This window comes from Fibrella rubiginis, from assembly GCF_017353185.1.
Taxonomy (GTDB): Bacteria; Bacteroidota; Bacteroidia; order Cytophagales; family Spirosomataceae; genus Fibrella; species Fibrella rubiginis.
On the sequence record NZ_JAFMYV010000007.1, the window covers coordinates 69,749 to 86,512 of the forward strand.

The 16,764-nt window shown below is 52.7% G+C and carries 17 protein-coding genes; 13 read left to right on the plus strand and 4 right to left on the minus strand.

Annotated elements, in window-relative coordinates:
• Window position 1: 1 nt before the first annotated feature.
• The 4 genes from J2I47_RS14570 to J2I47_RS14585 all read left to right on the plus strand — a co-directional run bounded on the left by J2I47_RS14570 (window position 2) and on the right by J2I47_RS14585 (window position 4,747).
• Window positions 2-820 (plus strand): enoyl-CoA hydratase-related protein, encoded by an 819-nt coding sequence (locus J2I47_RS14570; RefSeq protein WP_207365326.1) that lies wholly within the window; start codon window positions 2-4, stop codon window positions 818-820.
• 61 nt (window positions 821-881) lie between these two features.
• Entirely contained in the window at window positions 882-2,951 is a 2,070-nt protein-coding gene (gene mutL, locus J2I47_RS14575; RefSeq protein WP_207365327.1) for a DNA mismatch repair endonuclease MutL, read from the plus strand.
• An 83-nt stretch (window positions 2,952-3,034) separates the two neighbouring features.
• The gene (locus J2I47_RS14580) at window positions 3,035-3,823 is read left to right on the plus strand and encodes a rhomboid family intramembrane serine protease (RefSeq protein ID WP_207365328.1); all 789 of its coding nucleotides are present in this window, start codon (window positions 3,035-3,037) and stop codon (window positions 3,821-3,823) included.
• A gap of 3 nt (window positions 3,824-3,826) precedes the next feature.
• A complete protein-coding gene (locus tag J2I47_RS14585) occupies window positions 3,827-4,747 on the plus strand; it encodes a rhomboid family intramembrane serine protease (RefSeq protein ID WP_207365329.1) in 921 nt (306 codons plus the stop codon).
• Window positions 4,748-4,857: 110 nt separating this feature from the next.
• Here the strand turns inward: J2I47_RS14585 and arfB are convergent, their stop codons facing one another.
• The 3 genes from arfB to J2I47_RS14600 all read right to left on the minus strand — a co-directional run bounded on the left by arfB (window position 4,858) and on the right by J2I47_RS14600 (window position 7,344).
• Window positions 4,858-5,259, minus strand: coding sequence for an alternative ribosome rescue aminoacyl-tRNA hydrolase ArfB (gene arfB / locus J2I47_RS14590; protein ID WP_207365330.1), 402 nt, complete (start codon window positions 5,257-5,259; stop codon window positions 4,858-4,860).
• A 32-nt stretch (window positions 5,260-5,291) separates the two neighbouring features.
• Window positions 5,292-6,356, minus strand: coding sequence for an App1 family protein phosphatidate phosphatase (locus J2I47_RS14595; protein WP_207365331.1), 1,065 nt, complete (start codon window positions 6,354-6,356; stop codon window positions 5,292-5,294).
• Window positions 6,357-6,750: 394 nt separating this feature from the next.
• Entirely contained in the window at window positions 6,751-7,344 is a 594-nt protein-coding gene (locus tag J2I47_RS14600) for a TIGR04282 family arsenosugar biosynthesis glycosyltransferase (RefSeq protein ID WP_207365332.1), read from the minus strand.
• Between the two features lie 36 nt (window positions 7,345-7,380).
• On the opposite strand from J2I47_RS14600, the gene J2I47_RS14605 reads away from it, so the two are divergent.
• From J2I47_RS14605 to J2I47_RS14645, 9 genes are all read left to right on the plus strand, one after another.
• Complete coding sequence (locus tag J2I47_RS14605) at window positions 7,381-7,746, plus strand: Rid family detoxifying hydrolase (protein ID WP_207365333.1); 366 nt, start codon at window positions 7,381-7,383, stop codon at window positions 7,744-7,746.
• Between the two features lie 153 nt (window positions 7,747-7,899).
• Window positions 7,900-8,682 (plus strand): LytR/AlgR family response regulator transcription factor, encoded by a 783-nt coding sequence (locus tag J2I47_RS14610; RefSeq protein ID WP_207365334.1) that lies wholly within the window; start codon window positions 7,900-7,902, stop codon window positions 8,680-8,682.
• A gap of 148 nt (window positions 8,683-8,830) precedes the next feature.
• A complete protein-coding gene (gltX, locus tag J2I47_RS14615) occupies window positions 8,831-10,375 on the plus strand; it encodes a glutamate--tRNA ligase (protein WP_207365335.1) in 1,545 nt (514 codons plus the stop codon).
• Window positions 10,376-10,476: 101 nt separating this feature from the next.
• The gene (locus J2I47_RS14620; protein ID WP_207365336.1) at window positions 10,477-10,782 is read left to right on the plus strand and encodes a hypothetical protein; all 306 of its coding nucleotides are present in this window, start codon (window positions 10,477-10,479) and stop codon (window positions 10,780-10,782) included.
• 158 nt (window positions 10,783-10,940) lie between these two features.
• Window positions 10,941-11,720, plus strand: a complete 780-nt coding sequence (locus tag J2I47_RS14625) for a TIGR00266 family protein (protein ID WP_207365337.1) — start codon at window positions 10,941-10,943, stop codon at window positions 11,718-11,720.
• Window positions 11,721-11,786: 66 nt separating this feature from the next.
• Window positions 11,787-12,077: a hypothetical protein gene (locus tag J2I47_RS14630; protein ID WP_207365338.1), complete on the plus strand. Its 291-nt coding sequence runs from the start codon at window positions 11,787-11,789 to the stop codon at window positions 12,075-12,077.
• 147 nt (window positions 12,078-12,224) lie between these two features.
• Window positions 12,225-13,091, plus strand: coding sequence for an SGNH/GDSL hydrolase family protein (locus tag J2I47_RS14635; protein ID WP_207365339.1), 867 nt, complete (start codon window positions 12,225-12,227; stop codon window positions 13,089-13,091).
• Window positions 13,088-14,392, plus strand: a complete 1,305-nt coding sequence (locus J2I47_RS14640; RefSeq protein ID WP_229374612.1) for a flavin-containing monooxygenase — start codon at window positions 13,088-13,090, stop codon at window positions 14,390-14,392. The genes J2I47_RS14635 and J2I47_RS14640 overlap by 4 nt, the downstream gene beginning before the upstream one ends.
• Window positions 14,393-14,555: 163 nt before the next feature.
• On the plus strand, window positions 14,556-15,044 hold the full coding sequence (locus tag J2I47_RS14645; RefSeq protein ID WP_207365340.1) for an RrF2 family transcriptional regulator: 489 nt from the start codon (window positions 14,556-14,558) through the stop codon (window positions 15,042-15,044).
• Between the two features lie 101 nt (window positions 15,045-15,145).
• Here the strand turns inward: J2I47_RS14645 and J2I47_RS14650 are convergent, their stop codons facing one another.
• Window positions 15,146-16,666 carry a DUF4301 family protein gene (locus J2I47_RS14650; RefSeq protein WP_207365341.1) on the minus strand — a complete coding sequence of 507 codons (1,521 nt, stop codon included), beginning with the start codon at window positions 16,664-16,666 and terminating at the stop codon, window positions 15,146-15,148.
• Window positions 16,667-16,764 lie beyond the last annotated feature (98 nt).

The window sequence follows — 16,764 nt, forward strand, 5'->3', positions numbered from 1 at the left end:
CATGCTCTATACTGCCAACCAAACCACCGACCTGCTTACCCGGCCCCTGCGCTATCTGCTGGTGGAACAGACCAACCACGTGTTGACGCTTACCCTGAACCGGCCTGAAAAAAAGAACGCGCTCAACCCCACATTGCTCAATGAACTAGCTTTTGCACTGGCCTACGCTCACTTCTCGGCTGACGTTTGGGTGGTGGTGCTGGCGGCGGCGGGTGATACGTTTTGCGCAGGAATGGACTTGAAAGCATTAAGCAGTGGCACCACCGAACCCGAAACGGTACCTCCGCCAAGTGGTCCCGTGCGGCTGGCCGAACTGGTGGCGGGACTGCATAAACCCTGCGTTGCGCGGGTACAGGGGCCGGTCTACGCGGGCGGCTTTTTGCTGGTGGGTACGGCTACCTACGCCGTAGTAGCCGAGGGGGCCACGTTCGCCCTGCCCGAAGTGAAGCGCGGCCTGTTTCCGTTTCAGGTGCTGGCCGTATTGCTCGACCTGATGCCCGCCCGGCAAGCCCTTGACCTGTGCCTGCGGGGACGTACCCTCAGCGCCGCCGATGCCCTGGCCGTGGGGCTGGCCACGCAGGTGGTGCCAATGGCCGACATTGACCAATCGGTAGCGGCTCTTGTAAGCGATTTAACCGCCGTTTCGCCCACCGCATTACGGTTTGGTTTGCGGGCCTTCCAGCAACTGAAAACGCTGCCCAGCAACCAGCAACAGGCTTTTTTGCACGAGCAATTCGGGCAGATTCAGCAGACAGCCGACGCCCGCGAAGGCATGGCGGCGTTTCTGGAAAAACGTTCGCCAACCTGGCAGAATCGGTAAGTCCGAGGCCACTATTTTTGCCGTTTCGCTGTTAAGAAACTAGTTATTCGGCCTCTTCTTTATGCAAAACATTATTCACCTCCTGCCCGATTCCATTGCCAACCAGATTGCCGCCGGCGAGGTTGTTCAGCGGCCTGCGTCGGTGGTGAAGGAACTGCTCGAAAACGCGGTCGATGCGGGGGCTACGTCAGTGCAACTGGTGGTGCGGGAGGCGGGCCGGACGTTGATTCAGGTGATCGACGATGGCAAGGGCATGACCGAAACCGACGCCCGGATGAGCTTTGAGCGGCATGCCACATCTAAAATTCGCACGTCCGACGATCTGTTTAAAATTCGCACCATGGGCTTCCGGGGCGAGGCGCTCGCGTCGATTGCAGCGGTGGCCCAGGTAGAGATGCGCACACGAAAAGCCGACGACGAAGTGGGGACGCTTATTCGGATTGAAGGGTCAGATATTAAGGCGCAGGAGTCGGTATCATGTTTGCCGGGGACTAATATTCTGGTTAAGAACCTGTTTTTCAATGTGCCCGCCCGGCGTAATTTCCTGAAGTCGAATTCGGTCGAGATGCGCCACATCATTGATGAGTTTCAGCGGGTAGCGCTGGCTAATTCGGAGGTGACGTTTTCGCTGTTTCACAATGACCAGGAGGTGTTCAACCTGCCGGGGGGGAAACTCAGTCGCCGCATTGTCGACATGTTTGGTAAGGCATACCGCGAACAACTCGCTGCCTGCGACGAAGAAACGCCCTACGTATCGGTGCATGGGTTTATTGGTAAGCCTGAATCGGCCCGGAAAACGCGGAATGAGCAGTTTTTCTTTGTCAACAACCGGTTTATCAAACATAATTACCTCCACCATGCTGTGGTGGGGGCCTACGAAGGCACCATTCCCGAAGGCCACCACCCGTTCTACGTCCTGTTTATCGACATCGACCCGTCGCACATCGACATCAACATTCACCCAACTAAAACAGAGATTAAGTTCGACGATGAGCGGTCGGTGTATGCCATCGTGATGGCGGCCGTACGCAAGGCCATGGGCATCTATAATTTGTCCCCCTCGCTCGATTTTGAGTCGGACGTGAATTTTCTGGATGGAGGTGGAGCGGCCATTGCCAAACAGTTTGAGCCTGGTGGTAAGCATTCGGCCACGGCTAAAAACGGGGGCGGGTCGTCGGTGCCCCGGCCCATCACACCCTCGTGGGCGCAGCCCGCGCCAGCCGATCGCGCACCCGCCGCAAAACCCGCGCCCCCCGCCCGCCCGCAACAACCGTCTCCGCAAAACTGGCAGGCTATGTTTGACGGTGCCGCCCGCCCCGCCACCGCCAGATCGCGTCCTGAAAAACCCGTTGGCGATGACGTAAACTGGCTTGACGACCGTCCCGTACCTATGCCCGATGCGCCAGTAGATGTCCCTGCCGATGCTACGCCGGTAGCGGCGAATATACCAGTTGCTGAACCGGCCACATCCGCCGAACCACCCGTGACTATGGGCAGCCGGGCCAACCGTATGGGGCAGTCCGGAACCGTTGAGGCGATGCCGGGCGAAGCAGAAACTGCTGTTATTCAGGTTCAGAACCGGTTTCTGGTCACCACCGTGAAATCGGGCCTGTTGCTCATCGACCAGCGGGGGGCCTACGAACGCATCCTGTACGATCAGTTTCATACGGCGTTGACTAAGCACGGCGGTTCGTCGCAGCAGGTCCTTTTTCCGAAGACCGTTACCGTTTCGGCGGTCGATTACCAGGTGGCCCTCGACCTGCGCACGGAGCTGGAAAGCGTGGGCTTTCAGTTCGACGAGTTGGGTGCCAATACGTTTGTGATCCGGGGTATACCCGCCCAAATCGCCGACGAATCGGGCCGACGGGCGGGTGAAGAAGAACTGTTTGCCAACTTGCTGGCGCAACTGCGCGCAGACACCGGTAAGCTGAAACTGGACCGGTCTGAGGCATTGGCCCGGTCATTGGCGCGGCGTTCAGCGAGTCGTTACGTCAAATTTTTAAGCCCGTCAGAGCGTCGTGCTTTGGTAGATCAGTTGTTTGCGTCGGCTAATCCGAGCTACACACCGGGGGGCGAGGCCATCACATCAGTGGTGTCGCTTGATAAACTGTCGGGACTATTTAAAGCGTAAGTTGTTACCCCTACTACAGCGCCTCGTCAGGATAGACGAGTAATCCGTCTAATTGCTTTTTCTGCGTCTGGTCTGCCCCATCTATGTTCAATTTCACCCCTGTTGTCCGCCTGTTGCTGTTTGCCAATGTCATCATTTTCTTAATTACCTCGTCGGCAGGTGATTGGGTGGTTGACCGCTTCGGGCTGCACTCGGTGTTGTCGAATCTGTTCAACCCTATCCAATTGATTACGCACATGTTTATGCATGGGAGCTGGGGGCACATTTTCAGCAACATGATTGGCCTGATCGTGTTTGGGCCTATGCTGGAGCGCGTGTGGGGTGGACCCCGTTTTTTTCTGTTCTACATGCTCACGGGCCTGGGCGCAGCAGCATTGTATCTGGGAGTGAACTACTATGAAACGGCTTCAATGGTCGATGCTTACCATTTATACGCCGTTCATCCAACCAACAGCGAGTTTGTAGGGTTTATCAGTGAGTACGCCAGTTCAGTTTACGATAATATTGCGCCGTTTATCCAGAAATTTGATGCCGACCCGACCAATCCTGCGTATATTAAGCAAGGGCAGGCGTTCTTAGAGGCAATGGTGTCGCGGCAGGTTGATACACCTATGGTGGGGGCTTCAGGGGCAATTTTTGGGGTAATTATGGCGTTTGGCCTATTGTTCCCCAACACCGAGTTGATCTTGCTTTTCCCGCCAATTCCGATCAAGGCAAAATATTTAGTACTGTTCTATGGTGCCTACGAAGTGTATTCGGGCATCTACCAGGCGCAGTCTGACAACGTTGCTCACTTTGCCCACATCGGCGGAATGTTATTTGCGTACATACTGGTAAAACTTTGGGGGTCTCAACGAAAAACATTCTATTGATGTATGAGCGGATTATTAGACGATTTCCGGTCTGAATTCAGAAAGCCCAACAACACGTTGGTGCAGTTGATTTTAGTGAACACGGTAGTGTTTCTGACCGTAGTGTTGATTAAGGTTTTTGCCCAGGTATCGGGCAATTTACAAGTATCGCAGTGGGTCATGAATCAACTGCAGATGCCTTGGTCTCCGGGCGCTTTGGCCCGTAAACCGTGGACAGTAATCACCTATGCCTTCACCCATGTAGAGCCATTCCATATTCTGTTCAATATGCTGTTCCTGTATTATTTCGGGCGGCTTATTGAAGAGTATCTGGGTAGTCGGCGACTGGTTGGGCTGTATCTGCTCGGTGCCCTGGGTGGTGGGCTGTGCTATGCCATTTGCTACAACCTGATTCCTTATTTTTCAGTACCCGTGGGCACCCAATCGTTGCTGGGCGCATCAGGTGCAGCATTAGCCGTGGCTGTCGGGGCGGCCACACTGTTGCCCAACTACACGTTCCACATGCTGTTTATTGGGCCCGTCCGCATTAAATATATCGTGTTGTTTTTTGTGGTACTATCGTTTTTCAACAGCACCGGCGAAAACGCGGGCGGTAACATCGCCCACCTGGGCGGGGCAATGGTAGGCTTTTGCTATATCAAACTTCTCCAGAACGGCAGCGACATTGGTCGACCTATCTACTGGGTGATGGATGCCTGGAGCAACATGCTCCGGCCTAAGCCCCCGGTAAAAGTGTCGCAGCGGCAACGCAGCACCCAAACGGCTGCCAGTGCCTATGCCACTGCCGGTAGCCCCGGCCCCTCTGTGTCAATTCCTGACCAGGATGAAATAGACGCTATTCTTGACAAAATTGGCCGTTCCGGTTACGAGAGCCTCACCCGCGAAGAGAAACAGAAACTGTTCCGGGCGAGCCAGAAGAGTTGATTTGATTGATTTACAATAGCCGACTTACGACTTACGATCTGGGCTGTCGCTAGCGCACGTTTGCTCTGGCGACAGCCCAGATCGTAAGTCGTAGTTCGGCTATCGTAAATCTATTCCTCCACCCGCCGCCGCGAAGCTTTCACGTCGCCGCGGCGTTTTTTTGTATCCATGCGTTCGGCCTGGGCGGCTTTGCTTGGTTTGGTGGCACGGCGGGGTTTTTGTACCTCAAATGACCTGGCAATAAGTCGGTCAAATTTCTTGATAACCTTCTCTTTGTTAGCCAGTTGCGTGCGCTCTGTCTGGTGTGTCAATACCAGCTCGCCTTCGGTAGTGAGTTTGTTGGCCAGTTTTTCGGTTAGGGTGGCGCGCTCTTCGTCGGTGAGGAGCGCAGAGTCGCGCACCGAAAACCGGAGTTCAGCTTTAGTGGCTACTTTGTTTACGTTCTGCCCACCCGCGCCACCACTTCGGGCAAACTGAAAACGCAGGTCTGGGTGTAGGGTTGTTGGGTTCATGGAACTACAGATTGAAAACAGTAAACCGAAAACTACTCCTGGTCGGCCTTACGGTCAGCGCGAATCTCGGGGAGGGTGTCGGGATCGATCAGGCCAAGCACGGCAGCATGCTCAGCGGCCGCAACCGTGTTGGGCACCAGCAGCATGGGCACATTGTCATTAGCGGCGGTCTGAATCAGGTGTTGTACGGCCTCATCGCGGTCGGCCTCGCGCGATACGTCACGGATGTAGGCTACCACGATCCTGCCGGGGTTATCGCGGATGATGTCGGCGTAGATTTCGGGGTCCTGCTGCCCGCTATCGCCCAGGAGAATAAATCTCAGGTCGGGGTTTACGTCCATTACTTTCCTGATCATGGCCAGCTTATGCAGGTGATGCCCTTCTTTCGAGATCATGCTGGCGTTTATATCCAGGTCGCGCAACAGGATAGGGCCTTTCGGAATGCCCTGAATGCGGAAGAAGTCGATCAGGAGGTCATACAAGTTCCAGGGGCTGCTCGATACAAAATAGATAGGGTTAAACAACGTGGTCACTGCGCCACCCTGTAATGCCCGGTAGAACGCGGCGACCCCGGCAAAAGGTAAGCGCGTGAAGGCGTTTTCCAGAAACGTGAGCCTCAGCGTTTGCCACAGGCTGGTAGCCCCCGTCACCAGCACCGTGTCGTCAATGTCAGAAATAACACCAAACTGACTATAGGCCGGAGCAATCATCAGTTGCCCGTCTTTCACTACCTCGCGGCCTTGTCCCGACCCCGACTTGCCTTCGTAACCTTCTGGCTGCAGAACGCCTTCCAGCGCATACCGAACCGGAAACCAGGCCCGTCCGGTGGGCAGTTCAATGGCCGGGTCGATAGTGATGTCGAAATAGCCCTCATCATTAGTTACGGTGCGGAAAACCTGCCCAAACGCCTCAATGCGGACGGTGATGCCGTCTACTTCGCTGGTCAGAAACCGACTGACAGAGGCCGACAGGTTATCCCAGAACGGAGCCTGATCAGCAGGAGACACAAGTTCGTTCTGGCGCAGCACCCGCCCGGTGAGCCATACCGCCCTGGGTGAGCCGAAGCCACGGTAATAGATGATCTGATACGGTTTCATGCTGGTGATAGCCCCGCCTAACACAAAAATTCCTGACTCTGTCAGGAATTAGGGTACGGACAAAAATGGTTTCTTTCTTATCGCTTTACACGGAGGGGATCAGTTATAGCCATCCTAAGCAGATAACTCAGGCTGAATCTCATTTGTCGAATTGCCTGACGTACGCGTGTTATCTCATTCATTGGTAGCAAAGGTAGATGTTGGTCAGATAGCGAATACAAAACTAGGTAGCGTGGCACCTATATCGTTTAAACGGTTTATGAAGCGGGCGTTTGGTTTAACGAGCGGTTAGAAGTGCCTGGTAATATACACCACATGCGCTGTTTATGATAAACATTTCATGTGTAGAACATATGACTACTTAGCTGACAAATAGTTTCTGAATGAATAATAATTATATCCATTGGCCAGTGGCACCGACATAATCGCTCCACTCATCAATGTCAGTGAGGGTTTCTAAACGGCTATACGTGAGCTGGTTGCGTTGAAGCGCTAGTTCTGTTTCCGCCAAAAGATTAGGCTGGCTCCAGGGCATATTGGCAAACAGGTCGGTATGCAACTGCTTCATACCCAATAGGTAATAACCACCGTCGGTGGCCGGGCCAATCACTACGTCGGCGGTGTCGAGGGCGGCAAAGGCTTGTGTCAGATGGGTCTGAGTGAGGGCCAGGCAATCGCTACCAATGAGGACTACCCGCTCTGCATTGGTGGCAAACTGGTCCTGAAAGGCCTGCTGCATGCGCTGACCCAGATCGTTGCCTGTTTGCTGCACTTTGCGGTAACCACTCCAGCCATCATTAGGATTGACAAAGTCAGCATAATAGACCACTTTTTCCCAGGGGCTGTAGCGCGTAATCTGTTGTGTGTACTGCACCAGATGACGATATACCTGCGTTGCCTTTTCGACTCCGACTGTTTTGGCAATGCGCGTTTTAACGGTGCCTGGGATCGGATTTTTCACGAAAATGACCAGACGATGGCTTGGCATACGATCTTTACTTTTGACTTTTGATTTAAATAAGCTATGTCCAAGCAAATTGTTTACACCGAACAGGCTCCTGCAGCCATTGGTCCCTACAGTCAGGCTGTGAAGATGAATGGTATCCTGTATGTATCAGGTCAAATAGCCACCGAACTAGCAGCACAAGGCGATATTCGTGCCGAAACGCAACAGGTAATGAAAAATATCGGAGCAATCCTACGCGCTGCCGACATGGACTATGCCAACGTGCTGAAGGCCACCATCTTTGTGAAGGATCTCAACAATTTTGTGGCAATCAATGAGGTGTATGGCAGCTTCTTCACTACCGACTATCCCGCCCGGGAAACTGTCGAAGTAGCTCGCCTGCCCAGAGGCGTCAACGTCGAGATTTCGGTGATTGCGATGTAAACTACAATCTGACAGGTAACTTAACCCCTGGTCTGTTCAGCAAGTAGCGGGACAAATCGAGGGAAAGGTTACAGTAGACAAGCTCAACGGCCTATCTTTCCGGTTACAAGTACCTGCATCGCAATTGTGCAGGTCTGACTAGTTATTGCCTGCATGCACACACCTGTCCATATCTTGGTTATTGAGGATGAGGCTGTTTTGGCTATGACCCTCAGCGACAAGTTAGAAGCCGAAGGGTATACCGTAATAGGAATAGCCAACAACGGTGCCAAGGCCCTCAGCCTGTTTACGGCCAACTCTGTCGACTTGGTTCTGTCAGACATTCAGATAAAAGGCCCGTGGGATGGAATAGAAACCGTTCGCCAGCTTGTGCAGCAACGACCCGTACCGGTGATCTACCTCACAGCCTACGCCGACAGCGACACCATAACCCGCGCTAAGCAGACATACCCTGCGGCTTATCTGGCCAAGCCATTCGATATCAGTAGCTTAAGGCTTGCTATTGACCTGGCGATTCACAATTTTGTTCAGCGCCTAAACGCCGATCTGCCCACAACTAAAACGATCAATGGCCAACATGACGTTGCTGACCGCGACCCCGCGCGTGATCCCATTTTGCAGGTAAACGACCAGCTATTTTTAAAGCAGGGTTATCAGTTCGTAAAGGTTAATCTAGTTGATATCGTGCTGCTCGAGGCCGATAATATTTATACTACGTTTGTAACATCTACCCGCAAATATGCCCTGCGCTTGCCCCTGACGTCGGTTTTAGAAAAGCTGCCCGCCAAACGATTTGTGCGGGTGCATCGATCATATGCCGTCAACGTAAGCCAGGTCGACACCTTCAGCGATCATGAGGTAACCCTGGGCAAATACAGTGTGCCTATGAGCAAAAACTTCAAAGACGAGTTTATCCACCGGTTGCGGGCGTCGTAAAGGGGGTTTCAGGTCTAGGGTCTACTGGCTAAAGCCGGCTTCGTGCTCAGCTTATACTAGTGCGCGAAGCTGGCTTTAGCCAGTAGACCCTAGACCTGAAACCCCCTTGCCTTTCGTATTTTTGCGGGTTCGTTTTTGACACCATACTATGTCTGACTTAGTCCGCGACGTCCGCGTCCGTTTTGCCCCTAGCCCTACCGGCCCGCTTCACATTGGCGGTGTACGCACGGCACTATATAATTACCTGTTCGCCCGGAAGATGGGCGGGAAAATGCTTCTTCGCATTGAAGATACTGACCAAAATCGGTTTGTGCCGGGCGCTGAAGCCTACATCATCGAAGCCCTAAACTGGGTGGGTATCCAGATCGACGAGGGCCAAACCGCCAATGGACCATCGGGTCCGGATGCGCCCTACCGGCAGTCTGAACGGCGCGACATCTACCAGCGCGAGGCCCTGCGTCTGGTTGAAGAAGGCAAAGCTTATTACGCGTTCGACACCGCCGATGAACTCGATGCGATGCGCAAACGGCTGGAAGAAGCCAACGCGCCAGCTGCCCAGTACAATGCCATCACCCGTATGCAGATGCGCAATGCCCTCACTATGTCTGCTGCCGATGTGAAGGCCCGCATTGACGGAGGTGAGCCACATGTGATTCGGCTGAAAACGCCTCGTAAAGAAGAAGTTAGGCTCAACGACATTGTGCGCGGCTGGGTCAACGTACATTCATCGGCTATTGATGACAAGGTGTTGCTGAAGTCTGACGGCTTGCCCACGTATCACCTTGCCAACGTGGTCGATGACCATCTGATGAATATCTCGCATGTGATCCGGGGCGAAGAATGGTTGCCCTCGGCTCCGCTGCACGTGTTGCTATACCGGTACCTGGGCTGGGAAGCTACGATGCCGCAGTTTGCTCACCTGCCCCTGCTGCTGAAACCCGAGGGCAACGGCAAGCTCAGCAAGCGCGATGCAGACTTGGGTGGTTTCCCCATTTTCCCACTGCAATGGACCGACCCATTTAGTGGTACTGTGGCGCGGGGCTTTCGCGAAGATGGCTACCTGCCCGAAGCGCTGGTCAATTTTCTCTCCTTGTTGGGCTGGAACCCTGGCACTGAGCAGGAATTATTCAGTATGAATGAGTTGATTGAGGCATTTGACCTGGAGAAAATCCACAAAGGTGGCGCTCGTTTCGACATTGAAAAGGCCCGGTGGTTCAATCATCAATACCTGCGCCAACGTTCTAATGCCGAACTCGCTCCGGCCGTTCAGGTACAGGCGCAGGCCGCCGGACTCGACTGTTCGCCCGAAAAGGCAGAGCAGGTGGTGGCCTTATTGAAAGAACGGGTCAACTTCGCTCATGACATTTTCCCTGAAGCGCACACAATCTTCTACGCCCCCGAAGCCTATGATGAAACGATCCGCGCCGCCAAATGGAACGACGATGCCCGTCGTGCTGTAACCGTCTTCCGCGACGCCCTGCTAACCTACAATGGGCCTTTTGAAGCCGATGCCATTAAACACCTGCTGTCTGACACGCTCATGCAGGCGGGCATTAAGCAAGGCAAAGTCATGCAGGCAATGCGTCTGGCGCTCACCGGCTCCGGCGTTGGCCCCGACCTGATGCTGACTATGCAAATTGTGGGTAAGGAAGGGGTAGTGGCCAGACTGGAGAACGCGCTGGATAAACTGTAGTCTGGATTATCAGGTTTACTGCAAATGAATGTATTGTCTGTGCAGTCTGCGGTTTTAACCCTGGGCTGAAACAACGCTAATCAACTTCCAGACATCACCTTATGGCTAAGAAAAAACCACTCCCCAACCCCGACGAGCCAGAAAAGCCACGGGTGCATAAAGAACTTGAAGGCTTTAATATCGAAATCAACTCGTTTGGCGAAATCGTCACGAGTTTTGAGATCGATAAGATCAACCAGTTCCTTAACCGAACCGTAGATGATAAAAAACTACGGCACCGCGACGACCTCAAGGCACTGAAAGGTGAAGCTCCTGACACTGACGAAGACCCGGACGCGGAAACCGACGACGATCCAGAAAAATTGTTCGACGACACCGACGATATTTTGCCCGACGAGGGCAAGTAAAAAGGGCAGTTTAGAGTCTAAAGTCCAATATCTACTGATGCAGTGCATCAGTAGATATTGGACTTTAGACTGTCTCCCCGCGCCGTTTATCCAATTTCTTTGCCGCTAAATTGCCCAATCCAATAGCTTTCGTGCTATAACCAATTCACGAGCGGAGTATGACTTCTCACGAGATAGACTACAAGATTATTGGCGAAGACATTCAGGTTGTTGAGATCGAACTGGACCCCAACGAGACTGTGATTGCCGAAGCGGGCGCAATGCTGTTTATGGAGGATGGCATTGTGTTTGAAACAAAAATGGGCGACGGCTCGCAGGCATCAGGCAGTTTCCTGGGAAAACTGATGCAGGCTGGTTCACGCCTGGTTATGGGCGAATCGCTATTTATGACCCACTTCACCAACCGGGGCGTTGGCAAGCGGAAACTAGCCTTCGCAGCTCCCTATCCGGGCACGGTCATGCCCATCAACCTGGCCAACATTTATCAGAATACGCTGATTGTGCAGAAAGATGCTTTTCTATGCGCAGCGTTGGGTACCAAACTCAGTATCCATTTCAACCAGAAACTGGGTGCAGGCCTGTTTGGCGGTGAAGGGTTCATCCTCGAAAAAGTGCAGGGCGACGGCATGGCGTTTATTCATGCCGGCGGCGTGGTAATCAAACGACAACTCAACAACGAAACCCTGCGCGTGGATACCGGCTGCGTGGTTGGCTTCGAACCACAAATCGATTTTAGCGTCGAACGGTCGGGGGGGCTGCGGAGTATGGTTTTTGGGGGCGAGGGGCTCTTTCTGGCTACTCTCCGTGGCACGGGCGCCGTTTGGATTCAGTCTATGCCCATTTCTAAACTGGTTCAGCGATTGGCTCCCTATGGTGGCAACGCCAACAAAGAGGGTGGTTCTGTGTTAGGGCAGTTGGGGAACTTGTTTGAAGGGTAATGCCAGCTAAACAGCCCGAACTTTCGGCGTAACCAGACCGTTTTTAACAGATTAAGGCTGCTTATTATGGAAGTTATCTGCACAAACGACAAGTTTCCGGCCCCCGTTTTGGCTTTCTACGCTGAATTTGGGGTACAAACGCCGAAGAAGGACACGCTTTACACCATCAGGCAGGTGAAACAGCACACTACCGGCGAAACGGGCGTGTTACTCGCCGAAATACAGAACCCTGATGTGCCTGTGAAACACCCTGTATTGGGCGAAGTCTGGTTTGAGCCTACGTTTAATGTAAATCGGTTCGCTACCTTACTGGGACAACCCATCCGCGAGGAGGAACTTGCCGACGTAAACGTGTAGCCCCTTGCTGTCAATGATTGTTTAGGCCGATGCCCCACCGGGTGTCGGCTTTTTTGTGGACATTACTTTTGGTAAGAAGCAGTAAGTAAAAAAACGTACCTTTGTCTTATTCGTATTATTGTATAAATTCTTGAAATCAGTCTGTTTATGTGGTATGTCGTTATCGGCATTTTTCTGGGTTTACCGGTTGGCGTGTACCTCATGCTGCGGCGAAAACTGTTAACACACAGGCCAGAAAATTACCCTGATACTGCACAGAAGCTGGCTGATAAACAGGTGGTTGTCTGCGCTGGCGACAGTATTACCCACGGCAATACAGGTGTCAACTATGTTGATATGCTGACAGACATGTTTGCTACCGGGCCGTGGCAATTTTTCAACGCCGGGCGCAATGCTGACCTTACTTACACGCTGCTTGACAGGCTGGATGACATTATTCAACTGCAGCCCGACGTGGTCACAGTGCTCATCGGTACCAATGATGTAAACGCTACATTGAGCCCGTGGCGACTGAATGAATACAGAGACATTAAACGGATTGCCCCCGATGTAACGCCTGATTTTGATTCATTCCAGGCTAATTACCGATTGATCGTGGATCGACTACAAACTGGAACATCTGCCCAGCTAGCCCTGGCGTCGCTACCTGTTATGGGTGAGGACCTGACCCATGAAGCCAACCAAAAAGCCGACCGTTATAGTTTGTTTATCAGGCAGTTGTGCGATGAGAAGGAAATAACATATCTGCCTGTCAGGGAGGCTATGAAGGCATATCTGGCTCAATTTTCTACCGGGCGTCGGTACGGTTACGAGGCATCGCGGCGGTTGCTGACAGCAAGCGTGGCCCGCCATTATGTGCTGGGGCATTCGTGGAACCGCATTTGTGTTGGCAACGGTAACCGGCTGACGCAGGATATGCTCCATTTCAACAGTGTCGGTGCCAGGCTGATAGCCAATACAATTGTGCCTTTTCTACACACATCATTGCACCTTCAGCCAACAACTTCGTTATGATGCCCACCGTTTGCATTATTGGGGCTGGCTCTTCTGGTATTTCAGCGGCTAAAGTGCTGAACCAGAAAGGTATAGGATTCGACTGTTTTGAAAAAGGATCGGCTATTGGGGGTAATTGGCGGTACAATAATGACAACGGTATGTCGTCGGCATACCGGTCGCTGCACATCAATACCAACCGGATGGTAATGGCCTACAGCGATTTTCCGATGCCGACCGAATATGCCATGTTTCCGCACCATAGTCAGATCATTAAGTACTTTGAAAGCTACGCACAGCATTTTGGCATAGCTGATAAGATTACGTATAACACCGCCGTGACCAGTGTGTGCCCTGCCGATGGTGGCTACCGCGTTACTACCAGCGACGGGCAGGAGCGCATCTATGCTCATGTGGTTGTCTCGAACGGCCACCACTGGAATCCGCGCTATCCTGAACCGGCTTTTCCAGGTCAGTTTGCCGGTGAGGTGATGCATTCGCACGATTACAAGGTGCCGGAACAAATTCAGGGAAAAGACATCCTGATTGTGGGCATTGGTAATTCGGCGGTTGATATTGCCTGTGAGGCTGCGCGTCAAGCTACTGGTAATAAAGTTGTTATCTCAACGCGTAGCGGGGCATATGTTATCCCCAACTGGCTTATGGGCATGCCCTTCGATTCGCTGGCGAACCCGCTTACGGCTAAGTTGCCTATGAGTTTGCAACGGCTGTTGTTGAAAGCATCATTGCTATTGGCGCGGGGACGGCAGGAGGCTTATGGAGTGCCTGTGCCCAAGCGCCCTTTGCTGAGTGAGCACCCCACTATCTCGCAGGATTTACTTACTATTGCCGGGCGGGGATTGGTGCAATTTAAGCCGAATATTGCGTCATTTGATGGTTATGACGTGTTGTTCACCGATGGTACCCAACAACGGTTCGACATGCTCATCTACGCTACAGGATATAAGGTCACATTTCCGTTTTTTGCCCCTGATTTCATCAACGTTGAAACCGATAATAACCTGCAGTTGTACCGTCGTGTGGTGCATCCAAACTACCCGGGCCTGTACTTTCAGGGGCTTGTGCAACCCTTGGGGGCCATTATGCCGCTAGCTGAAACGCAGGCCAACTGGATTGCCAAACTGATTGCGGGCGAGTGTCGTTTGCCAGACCGGGACACCATGATGCGAACCATTAAACAAGATGCGGAACAAAACTTGCGGCGTTACAATCAGTCGGTGCGACACACACTGCAAGTTGACTTCCATCCCTATCGGAAAACTATTGAACTGGAAATAAAAAAGTACGCCCATAGACTATAGGAACTTTTTTGGCCCGATATATGATAGAGTTGGTAATTGCGGAAGTTAAAATTTGACTGATATAGAGTTGGTTACTAACTTCGGCGTTTGTTGTTTGGTAAGTACTACCAAATCCTTGATTCTTCTCACCTAGCCGCGATGAACGGTTCGACTACCGTAACCAATGATCTCAAAGAAAGCAAAGTACGCCATTAAGGCGCTTAAAGTACTTACCGAAGAGTTTGGTAAGGGTCCAGTACTGATCTCATACATCTCGGCCAAAGAGAACATCCCGAAGAAATTTCTGGAGGCTATTTTGCTCGAATTACGCAACCATGGCATTCTCCAAAGCCAGAAAGGCAAAGGCGGTGGCTACCTGCTCCGTATCGACCCGGCCCGCGTAAACCTGGCACAAGTACTGCGCGTAATCGATGGTCCTATTGCACCTACTCCCTGCGTTTCACTGAATTTCTATGTGAAGTGCGACGATTGCGATGATGAGGTAACCTGCGCCCTGAAACCAATCATGGAACGAGTTCGTGACGCAAACTTAGGCGTATACGAAAACACGTCACTGCTGGCGTTTCAGAATCTGGAGTCGCTGGAGACGAAAGAAATTTCGATTGGCATGCCCGCGAGTGCCGGTTCAGACGTCGGCCTTATGTCGGCCTAAACATCATTTGCGCATGAGAAAACGCTACTGCTAAAAAGAAACCCCCGATCAGCAAAAGCCGATCGGGGGTTTCTTTTTAGCACTAACTGCGCAACGAACGATTAATGGCCGATAACCGCAGGCTGGTGTTCGGGTCGGAGCAGGTCGTTGACGGTTTTAACAGGGTTGAACGTGATCAGCGGTACCTCTACAAACAGCGTATTCCAGTTGGCCATAGCACCGTTCCAGAGGCCGGGTAGTTCCTGGGCTTTCAGGTCCTTGCCATCCTTCGATTTGCCCGTGATGAATCCCGTCAATGGGTCGCGGAAGTCGGGGAGGTGGTACTTTTTACCCTGCCGGTCTTTCAGGCTACACACCAGGTCGACAGGGTTAAAGTGTGTTGCCTGCTCAAAAATAGCTTTTTGCGAGGCATCATCCATGTCTATCTGCGCTGATTCGACCACTTGCAGCGACACCGATCCGTCGGCGTTTTTAGCCCAGAATGGTCCGCCACCCGGTTCGCCTACGTTCTTCACCATGCCACAGGCACGAATGGGTCGGTCGAGCTTTTCACGGAAGTACGTCAGCTTTTCGGCTGGGCTACGTTCATTAAAACCGGCGGGCGGGGCCACGCACAGGGTCTGGCGCAGAAACTCGTCTACTTCGGTCAGCACACCTTCGCCAGGGGTGTCGTTATCCAGCAGTTCCTGAAAACGAAACAGTTGCTTCTGGGCGTCAAGCAGCACGGTGGCGAGCACTTTTTTGAAAGTAACAGTAGTTTCTTTCAATTCATCGGGCACCACGTTGTCTACATTTTTGATGAACACCAGGTCCGCGTCGATGTCATTCAGGTTTTCGATGAGCGCCCCGTGACCCGCCGGCCGGAACAGGAGTGAACCATCAGCATTCCGAAACGGGGTGTTGTCCAGATTTACTGAAATGGTGTCGGTAGCTTTTTTCTGCTCCGAAAAACTCACCTGAATATCCACGCCCAGCCATGATTCATAATCGGTCAATTCGTTGTCAATCAACGATTCAAAATGCTGCCTGTGTTCGGGCGAAACCGTGAAGTGGACGCGTACCTGTCCGCCGGCGTTGGCGTAGGCAGCCCCTTCTACCAGGTGCTCTTCTACCGGTGTACGCGGACCGTCGGCATAGTTATGAAATTTCAGCAACCCTTTGGGCAAGCTGCCGTAATTCAGGCCTTTATCGGTAAGGAGGTAGGTTAATACTGTCTGGCGGTCGTTTGCGGCCATTACCTGGGTTAAGTCCAGACCGTCTTTGGCCAGGGCGGCTTTCAGGTCGTCGTAGAAAGCGAAGTCTTCCAGTCGGGTGAAAAAAGCGTCGGCGGCTTTGTCAGCTTTACCTTCCAGCGCCGCAAACAGTGATTTAAACATCCGCGTGGCTGCTCCCGACGCTGGCACAAACTTCATCAGGTCCAGGTTGACCGACTGCCCGTCGTACTGCCGGATATAGCGCATGAGCTGGTCGTCGGGCACGTGCATAATGCCATCACCGATGGTGGCGGCGCGGATGACGTGCAGGAAAGGAAACCCGTCGACGAAATGCTGTATTTGTTGTTCCACCAGGGCAATTGAGGCACCCTGCGCGGCTATCTGGTCAAGATCGGCTTGCGTAAACATGAAAAAGCGATGCAGTTTTAGCCGGGCAAATTGCCCCTTTCGGGCAAGTATCGCAAGGCGGCAGCGGAAAAGTTAGTGAGTGACCAGCTAGAGCTAGT

Coding starts and splice junctions, on each gene's coding strand:
- J2I47_RS14570 (WP_207365326.1), top strand. CDS start 2: ATGCTCTATACTGCCAACCAAACCACCGACCTGCTTACCCGGCCCCTG.
- mutL (WP_207365327.1), top strand. CDS start 882: ATGCAAAACATTATTCACCTCCTGCCCGATTCCATTGCCAACCAGATT.
- J2I47_RS14580 (WP_207365328.1), top strand. CDS start 3,035: ATGTTCAATTTCACCCCTGTTGTCCGCCTGTTGCTGTTTGCCAATGTC.
- J2I47_RS14585 (WP_207365329.1), top strand. CDS start 3,827: ATGAGCGGATTATTAGACGATTTCCGGTCTGAATTCAGAAAGCCCAAC.
- arfB (WP_207365330.1), bottom strand. CDS start 5,259: ATGAACCCAACAACCCTACACCCAGACCTGCGTTTTCAGTTTGCCCGA.
- J2I47_RS14595 (WP_207365331.1), bottom strand. CDS start 6,356: ATGAAACCGTATCAGATCATCTATTACCGTGGCTTCGGCTCACCCAGG.
- J2I47_RS14600 (WP_207365332.1), bottom strand. CDS start 7,344: ATGCCAAGCCATCGTCTGGTCATTTTCGTGAAAAATCCGATCCCAGGC.
- J2I47_RS14605 (WP_207365333.1), top strand. CDS start 7,381: ATGTCCAAGCAAATTGTTTACACCGAACAGGCTCCTGCAGCCATTGGT.
- J2I47_RS14610 (WP_207365334.1), top strand. CDS start 7,900: ATGCACACACCTGTCCATATCTTGGTTATTGAGGATGAGGCTGTTTTG.
- gltX (WP_207365335.1), top strand. CDS start 8,831: ATGTCTGACTTAGTCCGCGACGTCCGCGTCCGTTTTGCCCCTAGCCCT.
- J2I47_RS14620 (WP_207365336.1), top strand. CDS start 10,477: ATGGCTAAGAAAAAACCACTCCCCAACCCCGACGAGCCAGAAAAGCCA.
- J2I47_RS14625 (WP_207365337.1), top strand. CDS start 10,941: ATGACTTCTCACGAGATAGACTACAAGATTATTGGCGAAGACATTCAG.
- J2I47_RS14630 (WP_207365338.1), top strand. CDS start 11,787: ATGGAAGTTATCTGCACAAACGACAAGTTTCCGGCCCCCGTTTTGGCT.
- J2I47_RS14635 (WP_207365339.1), top strand. CDS start 12,225: ATGTGGTATGTCGTTATCGGCATTTTTCTGGGTTTACCGGTTGGCGTG.
- J2I47_RS14640 (WP_229374612.1), top strand. CDS start 13,088: ATGATGCCCACCGTTTGCATTATTGGGGCTGGCTCTTCTGGTATTTCA.
- J2I47_RS14645 (WP_207365340.1), top strand. CDS start 14,556: ATGATCTCAAAGAAAGCAAAGTACGCCATTAAGGCGCTTAAAGTACTT.
- J2I47_RS14650 (WP_207365341.1), bottom strand. CDS start 16,666: ATGTTTACGCAAGCCGATCTTGACCAGATAGCCGCGCAGGGTGCCTCA.